General features: G+C 52.6%; 11 protein-coding genes. 9 read left to right on the top strand and 2 right to left on the bottom strand.

Annotation, left to right across the window (positions count from 1 at the left end; all coding sequences use genetic code 11):
- The first annotated feature begins 9 nt into the window (after positions 1-9).
- From sapC to AK59_RS0119295, 4 genes are all read left to right on the top strand, one after another.
- Entirely contained in the window at positions 10-900 is an 891-nt protein-coding gene (gene sapC / locus AK59_RS0119280) for a putrescine export ABC transporter permease SapC (protein ID WP_020690956.1), read from the top strand.
- On the top strand, positions 900-1892 hold the full coding sequence (gene sapD / locus AK59_RS0119285; protein ID WP_013096394.1) for a peptide ABC transporter ATP-binding protein SapD: 993 nt from the start codon (positions 900-902) through the stop codon (positions 1890-1892). Before sapC ends, sapD begins: the two co-directional genes overlap by 1 nt.
- 1 nt (position 1893) lies before the next feature.
- Entirely contained in the window at positions 1894-2700 is an 807-nt protein-coding gene (gene sapF, locus AK59_RS0119290; RefSeq protein ID WP_013096393.1) for a putrescine export ABC transporter ATP-binding protein SapF, read from the top strand.
- A gap of 196 nt (positions 2701-2896) precedes the next feature.
- Entirely contained in the window at positions 2897-3811 is a 915-nt protein-coding gene (locus AK59_RS0119295; RefSeq protein WP_029883562.1) for an ATP-grasp fold amidoligase family protein, read from the top strand.
- A gap of 12 nt (positions 3812-3823) precedes the next feature.
- Here the strand turns inward: AK59_RS0119295 and AK59_RS0119300 are convergent, their stop codons facing one another.
- Together AK59_RS0119300 and AK59_RS0119305 are read right to left on the bottom strand one after the other, a co-directional pair.
- On the bottom strand, positions 3824-4891 hold the full coding sequence (locus AK59_RS0119300) for an ATP-binding protein (protein WP_029883563.1): 1068 nt from the start codon (positions 4889-4891) through the stop codon (positions 3824-3826).
- The gene (locus AK59_RS0119305) at positions 4888-5592 is read right to left on the bottom strand and encodes a response regulator (RefSeq protein ID WP_020690953.1); all 705 of its coding nucleotides are present in this window, start codon (positions 5590-5592) and stop codon (positions 4888-4890) included. Before AK59_RS0119305 ends, AK59_RS0119300 begins: the two co-directional genes overlap by 4 nt.
- A gap of 315 nt (positions 5593-5907) precedes the next feature.
- Between AK59_RS0119305 and crrC the strand changes: the two genes are divergently transcribed.
- The 5 genes from crrC to AK59_RS0119330 all read left to right on the top strand — a co-directional run bounded on the left by crrC (position 5908) and on the right by AK59_RS0119330 (position 12656).
- Positions 5908-6294: a colistin resistant protein CrrC gene (gene crrC, locus AK59_RS0119310; protein ID WP_028027998.1), complete on the top strand. Its 387-nt coding sequence runs from the start codon at positions 5908-5910 to the stop codon at positions 6292-6294.
- A 127-nt stretch (positions 6295-6421) separates the two neighbouring features.
- A complete protein-coding gene (locus AK59_RS0119315) occupies positions 6422-7324 on the top strand; it encodes an ABC transporter six-transmembrane domain-containing protein (RefSeq protein ID WP_029883564.1) in 903 nt (300 codons plus the stop codon).
- 35 nt (positions 7325-7359) lie between these two features.
- Entirely contained in the window at positions 7360-10455 is a 3096-nt protein-coding gene (locus tag AK59_RS0119320; RefSeq protein WP_029883565.1) for a multidrug efflux RND transporter permease subunit, read from the top strand.
- 271 nt (positions 10456-10726) lie between these two features.
- On the top strand, positions 10727-11515 hold the full coding sequence (gene fabI / locus AK59_RS0119325) for an enoyl-ACP reductase FabI (protein WP_013096384.1): 789 nt from the start codon (positions 10727-10729) through the stop codon (positions 11513-11515).
- 154 nt (positions 11516-11669) lie between these two features.
- Complete coding sequence (locus AK59_RS0119330) at positions 11670-12656, top strand: CMD domain-containing protein (RefSeq protein ID WP_029883566.1); 987 nt, start codon at positions 11670-11672, stop codon at positions 12654-12656.
- Positions 12657-12681: the final 25 nt, after the last annotated feature.

Here is a 12681-nt window from a genome sequence, read left to right on the forward strand (position 1 = left end):
CGGATTCATATGCCCTACGATAGCGTATACAGTGAAAAGCGCACGCCCGGTGCGCTACGTACCGTGTGGCGTAAATTCTATGGTGACACCACGGCAATGATCGGCCTGTACGGCTGTGCCGGTCTGGTCTTGCTGTGCGTATTTGGATCGTGGTTTGCGCCGTACGGTATCGACCAGCAGTTCCTCGGCTATCAACTGTTGCCCCCGTCGTGGTCGCGCTATGGGGAGGTTTCCTTCTTCCTGGGCACCGACGATCTGGGCCGTGATGTGCTGAGCCGCCTGCTGAGCGGTGCCGCCCCAACGGTGGGTGGTGCGTTTGTGGTGACGCTTGCCGCCACAGTTTGCGGTCTGGCGCTGGGCATTTTTGCTGGCTCCACCCACGGTCTGCGCTCGGCGGTGCTGAATCATATTCTGGACACCCTGCTCTCTATCCCATCGCTGCTGCTGGCGATCATTGTGGTGGCCTTTGCCGGGCCGCACCTGACGCATGCCATGTTTGCCGTGTGGCTGGCAATCCTGCCCCGTATCGTTCGCTCTGTGTACAGCATGGTGCATGACGAACTGGAGAAAGAGTATGTTGTTGCTGCCCGTCTGGACGGTGCCACCACGCTGAATATTCTCTGGTTTGCCGTCCTGCCGAATATCGCAGCCGGGCTGGTCACCGAGATCACCCGCGCCCTGTCGATGGCGATACTGGATATCGCTGCGCTGGGTTTCCTCGATTTGGGTGCCCAACTGCCGTCACCGGAATGGGGTGCGATGCTGGGCGATGCGCTGGAGCTTATCTACGTCGCCCCGTGGACAGTTATGTTACCGGGTGCGGCCATTATGGTCAGCGTGTTGCTGATTAACCTGCTGGGCGACGGTATTCGCCGCGCAATTAATGCGGGGGTGCAATAATGCCGCTTCTTGATATCCGCAACCTCACCATCGAGTTTAAAACCGGTGAGGGCTGGGTTAAGGCTGTCGATCGAATCAGCATTACCCTTGCTGAAGGTGAAATTCGCGGGCTGGTGGGCGAATCCGGCTCCGGGAAAAGCCTCATCGCCAAAGCCATTTGTGGTGTAGCGAAGGACAACTGGCGCGTCACCGCCGACCGCATGCGGTTTGATGATATCGACCTGCTGCGCCTTTCTCCGCGCGAGCGTCGCAAGCTGGTGGGCCATAACGTCTCGATGATTTTCCAGGAGCCACAATCCTGCCTTGACCCGTCCGAGCGCGTAGGTAAGCAGCTGATGCAGAATATCCCCGGCTGGACCTATAAAGGCCGCTGGTGGCAGCGTTTCGGCTGGCGCAAACGCCGCGCCATTGAGCTGCTGCACCGCGTCGGGATCAAAGATCATAAAGACGCAATGCGCAGTTTCCCCTACGAACTCACCGACGGTGAATGCCAGAAAGTGATGATCGCCATCGCGCTGGCCAATCAGCCGCGTCTGTTGATTGCGGATGAACCAACGAACGCGATGGAGCCGACCACGCAGGCGCAGATATTTCGTCTGCTGACGCGGCTGAATCAGAATAACAACACCACCATTTTGCTAATCAGTCACGACCTGCAAATGCTCAGCAAATGGGCGGATAAAATTGATGTGATGTACTGTGGGCAAACGGTGGAAACCGCCCCCAGTGAAGATCTGATCACCACGCCGCATCACCCCTACACCCAGGCGCTGATTCGTGCGATCCCGGATTTTGGCAGCGCCATGCCGCACAAGAGCCGTCTGAACACGCTGCCGGGTGCGATCCCGCTTCTGGAATCTTTGCCGATAGGCTGTCGTCTTGGGCCACGTTGCCCGTATGCTCAGCGTAAGTGTATTGAAACGCCGCGTCTGACGGGGGCGAAAAACCATCTTTACGCCTGTCATTTCCCGCTGAACATGGAGAGAGAGTGAAATGGTCGAAACCTTACTGGAAGTACGCAACCTGAGTAAGACCTTTCGCTACCGCACCGGGCTGTTCCATCGCCAGACCGTGGAAGCGGTGAAACCGCTGAGCTTTACGCTGCGCGAAAAGCAGACGCTGGCGATTATTGGCGAGAATGGTTCCGGCAAATCCACGCTGGCTAAGATGCTGGCGGGCATGGTTGAGCCAAGCGGCGGTGAAGTGCTGATTGACGATCATCCGCTGGCATTCGGCGATTACTCCTTCCGCAGCCAGCGTATCCGTATGATCTTCCAGGATCCCTCCACCTCGCTCAATCCGCGCCAGCGTATTTCGCAGATCCTGGATTTCCCGCTGCGGCTGAATACCGATCTGGAGCCTGACGCTCGCCGTAAACGTATCTTTGAAACCCTGCGTATGGTCGGGCTGCTGCCCGATCACGAAAGTTACTATCCGCATATGCTGGCTCCGGGACAGAAGCAGCGTCTGGGGCTGGCGCGCGCCCTGATTTTGCGCCCGAAGGTGATTATTGCTGACGAAGCCCTCGCCTCACTGGATATGTCGATGCGTTCGCAGTTAATTAACCTGATGCTGGAACTGCAGGAAAAACAGGGGATCTCTTATATCTACGTCACCCAACATCTTGGCATGATGAAACACATCAGCGACCAGGTGATGGTCATGCATCAGGGTGAAGTTGTCGAGCGCGGCAGCACGGCGGATGTGCTGGCCTCCCCACTCCACGATTTAACAAAACGCCTGATTGCCGGACATTTTGGTGAAGCGCTAACTGCTGATGCATGGAGAAAGGATCGGTAACCGCCCGTCAGGCGTCCCCCGCGACAGCGAATATTTCGACTCAGAACTTCAAAGGATTAAACAGACGTTTAATCCTTTTATTTTGCGTTGCACATCGCCATCCGCTTTATAAGCGGCTCTCCATTTTTCCTCCATATTCCAGGCAATAAGAATCAATCCTTCTCCTTCAGAATATGCAGATATTTCGGAGGAAAGAATGAACAAAACCACATATTATTTAAAACATCTTGAGTATCTACTCAGGAAGTGTCGGTCTTATTTAATATCCGACATTAACTTTCATCTGTCCCGTCTCAAAGAAATTCACGGTGACACATTTGATATAAAATCACCTGCTACCCTGAACGAAAAAATTTGTCATCGTCTGGTCTATGACCATAATGCGCACTATACGATGCTGGCGGATAAACTGGCTGTGCGGGAATATGTCCTGTCGAGAACGCAACGTCTAAAAATCGTTCCATTGATTGGCGTATACCGTCGTGTTGAGCACATCGACATGACGAAACTGCCGCATAAATTTGTGTTAAAGTGCAACCATGACAGTGGAAGCGCGATCATATGCACAAACAAAGCTGAATTTGACCTTAAAAAATCGAAAAACAAACTCCGGCTGGCATTAAAGAGAAATTTATATTACACCACACGGGAATGGCAATATAAAAACATCCCTCCTGTTATTCTGTGCGAGAAGTATATCGATCTCTTTAATGACGCGGACAAAAACACAACACCCGAAATGTTGAGGATTCATTGTTTCCACGGTGTTGCGCAGTTTGTGGAAGCTGATTTCACCGATGAAAGCGGCAATGGTTTTATCAACGTTTACGATCGCCACTGGCAGTTGCAGCCTTTCCAGATGGAATATCCCAACTCTCCGCAGGACATACCCAAGCCCGCCTCTTATCAGGAAGCGCTGCTGGCGGCACAAGAACTGGCCCTGGGGATTGACTATTGCCGTGTCGATCTCATGCTCACCCGGGACGAGATCTACTTCAGTGAGATAACGTTAAGTCCGAAACGGGGCAAACTGACTATCACGCCGCCGGAATGGGATGCCAGGTTAGGTGAAATGTGGCAAATGACGCCCGTCGCAAACAGGCTCATTTGAGCCTGTACGCAGTTACGACGCGTTCGGCCAGGTTAATTTGAAGAGGGAGTGGTTTTGCTTCGTCAACACATAGGTGACATCGCCACCGTGCGCAGACATGATGGCTTTGACCACCGACAGCCCTAAACCACACCCTTCAGGATTCAATTGTCTGGCCCCTTTATCCCGCTGAAAGGGCTGGAAGAGAAAATCATGAAATTCGCGGGGAATGCCCGGCCCTTCGTCCTGAATCAGAATGTAATTTTCTCTGCCAAACACGCCATTTTTTACGATGAGTTTACGTGATGTCGAATAATGCAGCGCATTGTCGAACAGCACGGTTAAGCACTGATTAATACGTAGCGGATCGCAGAGACACCGCTGGGCTTTAAGTTCGGTACGAAGAGTAAATTGCTTACGCTCAAACTCGGGTCTGAAGGTTTCCAGCGCCGTTTCGAGGGTTTCCTTCAGATCGATTTCACTCTTGTATAACGTATAACCGGCACCGCCGTCTGAGCTGACAACCCGGAGATCTTCTATTAGCCGCGCCAACCCTTCGGTTTGTTTAAGCAGGTTATTAAACAGAACGGGTTCCGGCGTAAAAACACCGTCGACGAGCCCCTGAAGCCGCCCGCGTAAAATCGTGACGGGTGTTCTCAGTTCATGCGCAATCGCCGCATTCCAGGATTTACGTTGACTGTCCAGCGTCTGTAATTTTTCAGCCATTTCGTTGAAGTCGTTGACGAGATGATTTATCTCGCCAAGCCGGGAGCTGGCGCACCAGGCCCTGGCATCCAGCTCGCCCTGCGAGATGCGTTTCAGGCTTGTGGCTACCGCGTTTAATGGCGTGAGGATGCGCGATGACAGCTTTACGGTTAAAAAGAGGGAAATCATCACACTGATTGCAGAGACCGTCACGATCCACACCCAGTCCCACATCGTCATATTTTCATCGTTACCGGCCGCTACGCCGCCCGGAAGGTAATCGAGTACGAAGCTGTAAAACAGCCAGGACCCCAGAATAGCGATGGCGATAATCATCAATGCCAGCGTTAACATGTAGGTCAGAATCTGGCGGCTCAGAACAGACTCTCTGCTCATTTCTTTTCTCCCAGCCGGTAGCCCATTCCTCTAATGCTTTCTGGCACGCCATGAAGACCTGCAAGCTCCAGTTTTTTACGCAGCTTGCTCATGTGGCTGTCGACCGTTCTGTCTAAGGTATCGCCTTCCGGCAGGCAGGCGTTAAGTAATTCCTCACGGGAGCAGACCTTTCTTGGGTTCCTGACCAGGTAAGTCAGCAATTTAAATTCTGTGGTGGTCAATACCGGGCAAACCACCTCTTCCCCCACCGTAACTTCTATATAGAAATCATCCGGGTAGACCGTGATGAAGGGCGTCCTGAGCGGCATTGCAGCCACCTGTTGAACGTGAGCCTTCGTCCTGCGCAGTACGGCTTCGACTCGCGCGACAACTTCAGAGGGATTGAAAGGCTTGATCACGTAGTCGTCAGCGCCCAGGCGCAATCCCATCAGTTTATCAACATCCTGATCGAGGGCGGTGACCATAATAACAGGCACCGTACTCTCCCGGCGCAGCGTGGTAAGAACGCTCCAGCCATCAAATACCGGCAACTGGATATCCAGCAAAATGAGATCCGGTTTATGCAGACGCGTCAGGTTTATCGCCTGCTCACCATCAGTTGCCCTTAACGTTTTCATCCCAGCCCGCTGCAGGTAGCTCATCAGTATATCGGCGATTTCATCTTCATCTTCGGCGACAAGGATTAGATTATTTTTGTACATTTTATCTCCACAGGAACTGAAAGCGTCTCTATTATGTTGAGAAAATACGCTATACGTCATTTTATAAAAGTCTAAGACCCACGCACGACAAAAAAGTGCCGTTGCGCGACGATTTTTTATAAACATTTCTGCCACAACCGAACTCCCTTAGGTTATTGTCTCCACACTTCCTCCACATTTCGGAAATAAATACTCCATATACAGACGTAATCTTTTTTATTCAGAAAAAAAACGACCAAAGAGAATAAACCGTTGAACTTCTCACACGCACCCCGGTCTATCAATTGCTTTCATTAATACCCGAAGACACTCACCATGAATATTAATAGATATGTCTCACCTGCTAACGTTGGCACGTCATGTTTGTTTCTTATTGTATCGTGGGGATTATTGCATCTTTGGATGATCCTGATACATGAAGTCGATGAAAAAGTGGCGGCAACCATTATCTCCTCACCTGTTATTTATGGTTGTATCGCAGCGACATCGTTTTTTCTTGCGATTCAACATAAAGGAGGCGGATTGACGGAACTCCTTGTCATGGCCCTGTGCCTGGCATTGATTTTTATCTACCTGATCATCATTTTTAGTATTTTGTTAAATATCGCACCTGATATCGCCGATCTGGTGTTTTACTGCGAATGTTTTCTCATTATATTCTTTGTTGGCTCACCCATTTATCTCATGTTAAGGATGATTTAATTTACTGTCTCCATATAACCTCCACAAATCGCACATCAGTACTAAACATGCGCTGTATAAAGTAACGGTTAATGGATAAATTCCTGACGGAATTCCCCTGCTCTCTGGCATTAATAACTCGAAAAATATGATCCTTAAAAATACTCATCGTCCTCCGGTCGTTTCCGGGGTTGTTGGCTCGCTCAAGGCACTTGCCGTGCGGCACCGCAAGAAGCTGTTTATTACCTTCTTTCTGGTTATTGCCGAAAATGTGACCTTTTTACTCTATCCCGTACTTGCGGGGATCGCGATAAATGCCATTCTCGCCGGGGATACCGTGAGCGCTGCACTGTATGGGCTAATGGTCCTGTTTATCTGGTGCATTGGTGCCGCCAGGCGCAGCGTGGACACGCGCACTTTCGCACGGATTTACGCCGGGCTTGCGGTCTCTGTGGTGCTGGCTCAGCGAAAATACCAGCTTAATCATTCGACAATCGCGGCAAGAGTTACCTTGTCGCGTGAGTTCGTGGATTTCTTTGAAATGCATCTGCCCATGCTCATTACCTCAATGAGTTCGCTTTTTGGTGCAGCCATTATGCTGCTGATCATTGAATTCTGGGCTGGCATCGTCTGCGCCATCATCGTCTTAATCCTGATGGGATTTGTTTCCGGTTTCACCCATAAGAATGAATTGCTGTTCCGACGCCTCAATAACCGCCTCGAGAAAGAGGTGGATTATGTACATAAAGCGGGCTCTGCGACCCTTAAACGTCATTATTCTACGCTTGCACACTTGCGAATTGCGCTCTCTGACCGCGAAGCGTGGGGATATTTACTGATTGGTTCGCTGATTGCCCTGCTTTTTACGCTGACCATTATCCTGATGACCCACTCGACGGGTATTACGGCGGGTCATATCTACTCCGTGATGACCTATATGTGGATGTTTGCGACAAGCCTGGATGACGCCCCGCAACTCCTTGAGAAATTTTCACAGCTCAGAGACATCGGTAAACGGATATCGACCGATGACGAGGCACTGCACCCGTAATGCGTTTCACTGTTAGTTGACTGGAAGTAATCCTCATGCCGCAATTTTTTATTGATCGTCCTGTTTTCGCCTGGGTCGTCGCACTTTTTATTGTTTTGACGGGCGTGTTGTCTATCCCCCGGCTGCCGGTTGCGCAATATCCGGCCGTTGCACCGCCGGGTATTATCATTACTGTCTCGTATCCCGGTGCCAGCCCTGATGTGATGAATACATCGGTCGTCTCTCTTATCGAACGTGAAATATCCGGCGTGGATAATTTGCTCTATTTTGAATCCTCGAGTGACACCACCGGTTCAGCCTCAATTACGGTGACGTTTAAGCCAGGCACAGATATTAAACTGGCGCAGATGGATCTCCAGAATCAGATAAAAATTGTCGAACCGCGTCTACCTCAGTCGGTCCGGCAAAACGGCATTAACGTCGAGGCGGCGAACGCCGGTTTTCTGATGATGGTGGGGTTAAAATCCACCTCCGGGAAATTTCAGGAAGCGGATTTGAGCGATTATTTTGCCAGAAATATTAGCGATGAGCTTCGCCGCGTGCCGGGGGTTGGCAAAGTCCAGCTTTTTGGTGGTGAGAAAGCGCTACGTATCTGGCTCGATCCGATGAAGCTTCACAGCTATGGGCTGTCGGTGAGCGATGTACTTACGGCAGTCAGCCAGCAGAACACCATTGTTTCCCCCGGCAGAACGGGCGATGAACCGGCAACAGAAGGCCAGGGAGTGACTTATCCGATTACGGTCAAAGGACAACTTTCTTCGGTCGAGGCATTTCGCCATATTACCCTTAAATCCGATACCACAGGGGCCCGCCTGCAGTTGTCGGACGTTGCCCGCATTGAATCCGGCCTGCAAAGCTATGCGTACGGTATTCGCGAAAACGGCGTCCCGGCGACGGCAGCCGCAATCCAGCTGTCGCCGGGAGCGAATGCCATCAGTACCGCCTCAGGCGTGCGGGCGCGCATTGATGAGCTCTCTCACGTGCTTCCGGAGGGAATGACCTTCACCGTCCCTTTTGATACGGCACCCTTCGTAAAGCTTTCAATTATGAAGGTGGTACAGACGTTTGTTGAAGCGATGGTGCTGGTGTTCCTGGTCATGCTGCTTTTTCTGCACAAGATACGCTGCACGCTTATTCCGGCGATTGTCGCCCCCGTGGCGCTCCTGGGCACCTTTACGATCATGCTGCTCAGCGGTTATTCCATCAATATCCTGACCATGTTCGGCATGGTGCTGGCAATCGGTATTATCGTTGATGATGCCATCGTCGTGGTTGAAAACGTCGAAAGACTGATGGAAGAAAAAGCGCTTTCACCGCGCGAAGCCACGCGGCAGGCCATGCAAGAAATCACCCCTGCCATCGCGGGTATCACGCTTGTGCTCACGGCGGTGTTTATCCCGATGGGCTTTGCTGAGGGATCGGTGGGGATCATCTATCGACAATTCTGTATTTCAATGGCCATTTCCATTTTGTTATCGGCCTTTCTGGCGCTGACGCTGACACCCGCGCTTTGTGCCACGTTACTCAAGCCCCATGAGGTGAACAAGAGAGGGGCCGGGAAATTTGCGACCTGGTTTAACGCGCATTTTCACGCCCTCACGGCGGTATATGCCTCCAGCCTGGGCGCCGTATTAAAACGAACGGGCCGCATGCTGCTGCTGTATGTTGCCCTTTGCGCTGCCCTGTTTGCTGGCCTGTCGTCTTTGCCCTCCTCGTTTCTGCCGGATGAAGATCAGGGCTACTTTATGTCATCCCTGCAACTGCCGTCTGATGCGACCATGCAGCGTACCCTTAAAGTGGTTGAAAAATTTGAAGAGGAAATTGCATCGCGACCGGCGATTGAGAGCAACATTATGATCCTGGGCTTTGGCTTTTCAGGTTCTGGCCCCAACTCGGCCATGGCCTTTACCACGCTTAAGGACTGGAAAAACCGACAAGGGATCACCGCCCAGGATGAAGCAAACGCTATCCAGTCGCGCATGGAGAGCGTTTCTGATGCCGTGACGATGAGCCTCCTTCCTCCGGCGATTTCGGATATGGGGACCTCATCCGGATTTACTTACTATCTGCAGGACCGAGCAGGACTGGGATATCAGGCTCTAAAAAAGGCTGCGGATGACCTTGTTCAGCAGGCAAATCAACGGCCTGAACTGAATGATGTCTACATAGATGGCCTGCCGGATGGCACCAGCCTGGCGATTCAGATCGACCGGGAAAAAGCCGAGTCCATGGGCGTCTCGTTTGACGAAATTAATCAAACCCTGTCTGTGACCACGGGCTCCAGTTACGTTAATGACTATACCAATAACGGCCGCGTTCAACAGGTGATTGTTCAGGCCGATGCGCCCTACCGCATGCAGCCCGAACAATTGTTAGCCTTATCGGTAAAAAATCGGACGGGACAAATGGTGCCGGTCTCTACGTTTGCCACCCTTTCATGGAACGTTGCGCCCCAGCAGTTGAACCGCTATCAGGGTTATCCTGCGATACGTATTACGGGGAGTGCCGCCTCGGGTGAATCCAGCGGTGCGGCAATGAAAATCATGGAAGCGCTGGCAAGAGAGATGCCTGCGGGTATCGCAGGGGAATGGGCCGGGAGTTCATTGCAGGAGAAAGCGTCTGAGTCACAGCTTCCCGGCCTTATTGTGCTGTCGATCCTCGTTGTGTTTATGGTTCTTGCCGCGCTCTATGAGAGCTGGTCTATACCCTTCGCGGTTATGCTGGTCGTGCCATTGGGTCTTATTGGCGCGGTAGCGGCCGTACACATTGCCGGCATGACAAATGATGTTTTCTTCAAGGTGGGGATGATCACCCTGATCGGGCTGTCTGCAAAAAACGCCATTCTGATTGTCGAGTTTGCCAGGCAGCTGCAGCGGGAGGGGGAAACAATCGTGGCAGCAACGCTACAGGCTGCCCGGCAACGCTTGCGCCCTGTTCTGATGACCTCACTGGCCTTTACGCTAGGGGTTGTCCCGTTAATGTTGGCCCGTGGCGCAAGTGACAGCACGCAGCATGCCATTGGTACCGGGGTTTTCGGCGGTATGATTAGCGGTACATTTCTCGCCATTTTCTTCGTCCCGGTTTTCTTTATTGTCGTCGCGCGTTTCATCGAGCACGCCAGGAAAAGGTGAAACGCTTTACGGGATCACGCTTCGACGCTGGTTGGATGAGGTGAACCTGACGCCGGGTGATATACTGGACGAATGCCGAAATTTTCACAGCCGCGTTTCCCATATCAGCCCCTTACGCGCGTTCATTCCCGGGAGATTCGCGAGAAATAGCGTGACACAAGGGGCAGTGAGTGGGCTATAATTTCGAGCTGATTTCGAATAATTTTGAAATACTGCCTGTAACGCTATGAATTACAAGGCAAAATAAGCAATGAATATAAGGATTAAAGCTATGGGTTTTCTTTCCGGTAAGCGCATTCTGGTAACCGGCGTTGCCAGCAAACTGTCCATCGCATACGGCATCGCACAGGCAATGCATCGCGAAGGCGCTGAGCTGGCGTTCACCTACCAGAACGACAAGCTGAAAGGCCGTGTTGAAGAATTTGCCGCGCAGCTGGGTTCCAGCATTGTTCTGGAATGTGACGTTGCACAAGATGAAAGCATCGATGGCATGTTTGCTGAACTGGCAAAATCGTGGGACAAATTCGACGGTTTCGTTCACTCCATCGGCTTCGCACCTGGCGACCAGCTGGACGGTGACTACGTGAACGCGGTAACCCGCGATGGCTTTAAAATCGCTCACGACATCAGCTCTTACAGCTTTGTTGCGATGGCGAAATCTTGCCGTGCCATGCTGAACCCGGGCTCCGCCCTGCTGACCCTGTCCTACCTGGGCGCAGAGCGCGCAATCCCTAACTACAACGTGATGGGTCTGGCTAAAGCGTCTCTGGAAGCAAACGTCCGCTACATGGCGAACGCAATGGGCCCTGAAGGTGTGCGCGTTAACGCCATCTCTGCAGGTCCAATCCGCACCCTGGCGGCTTCCGGTATCAAAGATTTCCGTAAAATGCTGGCACACTGCGAAGCGGTTACCCCGATTCGTCGTACCGTTACCATTGAAGATGTGGGTAACTCTGCAGCATTCCTGTGCTCTGACCTTTCCGCGGGTATCTCCGGCGAAGTGGTTCACGTTGACGGCGGCTTCAACATCGCTGCAATGAACGAGCTGGAAATAAAATAAGTTTGTGACTCTCTTCCCGCCCGGGAAGAGAGTTTTTCCCGGCCCGCCCTCTCTCGTTATTCCGTTCTGCTATTTGTTATCACCTAACAATATTTTTCCCCTCATCCGCCTTACGCCAGGATATTGATCGCCATTTTGAGATCAAGGAACGCCCATGGAACAACGCCGTTTTTCCGGCAAAGGCCACTGGTACCACGAAACCCAGTCAAACCACGCGCAGACGGATGTCCTGCCTCTGGTGCCCGAAGCCGCTAACGTCGACGATCGTTTTTTGCTCGATTTAGCCTTACCGGATGAGATTGTTACTGCCTGTGCTGGCTGGCTTACTCCTGCCCGGGCGTTATGTCACCGGCTGTTTCCACTCGATATCGCCGTCAACCGTCTGCATACGCTGAGTGCCTACGACAGGCTAAGCACCGCGCTGACGGTGGCGCAGGCCTGCGGGGTTCAAAGGCTCTGTAACCACTACGCCGCCCTTCTCGCCCCCCTTCCCGGCCCGGACTCCTCTCGCGAAAGTAACCGCCGTCTGGCCCAGATCACGCAGTATGCCCGCCAGCTTGCCAGTTCACCGGATGTCATTGATGATAAAGCGCAGCACCAGCTTGATGAGGTGGGTCTGACAACGTATGACATCGTGCTCATCAGCCAGATTATTGGCTTCATCGGTTTTCAGGCCCGCGTGGTAGCAGTATTTCAGGCGCTGCTGGGCCACCCCGTACGCTGGTTGCCGGGACACCATATTCAACCGCACACGCTGCCCGCCAGGCCCGGCGCCTGGATCGCTCTACTGCCTGTCGTGGAACTGCGCTGTGCCAGTGCGCATCAACTTGAGTCGCTTTCACGCTGGCAAGCCGATCCCGCCCTTCAGGCGCTGACGCCTGTGCTCTGCCACGAACCCACGTTGCTCGATCTGACGGGAGAAATCCTGAACCATTGCCGCGTAGAAGACCGGGCCGCGTCGCCAGCGCTCTTAGCGGCCGTGGAGTTGTTGACACGTTCACCGGACCGTTTCAGTGCAGCACAGTTTAACCCGCTTACGGAGGAAGGTCTTCCCGCTGGCCGGGCGATTGCAGTGCTTACGCGAAGCGCGTTAGACGGCTGGCTGGAGCGCCTGAAAGTGGCGCTTGGCAAAGCGGAATAACCATACTATTTACCCAAAGAGCGCT

This window comes from Enterobacter sp. T1-1 (assembly GCF_000710795.1).
Classification (GTDB): domain Bacteria; phylum Pseudomonadota; class Gammaproteobacteria; order Enterobacterales; family Enterobacteriaceae; genus Enterobacter; species Enterobacter cloacae.

Coding starts and splice junctions, on each gene's coding strand:
- sapF (WP_013096393.1), top strand. CDS start 1,894: ATGGTCGAAACCTTACTGGAAGTACGCAACCTGAGTAAGACCTTTCGC.
- AK59_RS0119300 (WP_029883563.1), bottom strand. CDS start 4,891: ATGAGCAGAGAGTCTGTTCTGAGCCGCCAGATTCTGACCTACATGTTA.
- fabI (WP_013096384.1), top strand. CDS start 10,727: ATGGGTTTTCTTTCCGGTAAGCGCATTCTGGTAACCGGCGTTGCCAGC.
- sapD (WP_013096394.1), top strand. CDS start 900: ATGCCGCTTCTTGATATCCGCAACCTCACCATCGAGTTTAAAACCGGT.
- sapC (WP_020690956.1), top strand. CDS start 10: ATGCCCTACGATAGCGTATACAGTGAAAAGCGCACGCCCGGTGCGCTA.
- AK59_RS0119330 (WP_029883566.1), top strand. CDS start 11,670: ATGGAACAACGCCGTTTTTCCGGCAAAGGCCACTGGTACCACGAAACC.
- crrC (WP_028027998.1), top strand. CDS start 5,908: ATGAATATTAATAGATATGTCTCACCTGCTAACGTTGGCACGTCATGT.
- AK59_RS0119305 (WP_020690953.1), bottom strand. CDS start 5,592: ATGTACAAAAATAATCTAATCCTTGTCGCCGAAGATGAAGATGAAATC.
- AK59_RS0119315 (WP_029883564.1), top strand. CDS start 6,422: ATGATCCTTAAAAATACTCATCGTCCTCCGGTCGTTTCCGGGGTTGTT.
- AK59_RS0119295 (WP_029883562.1), top strand. CDS start 2,897: ATGAACAAAACCACATATTATTTAAAACATCTTGAGTATCTACTCAGG.
- AK59_RS0119320 (WP_029883565.1), top strand. CDS start 7,360: ATGCCGCAATTTTTTATTGATCGTCCTGTTTTCGCCTGGGTCGTCGCA.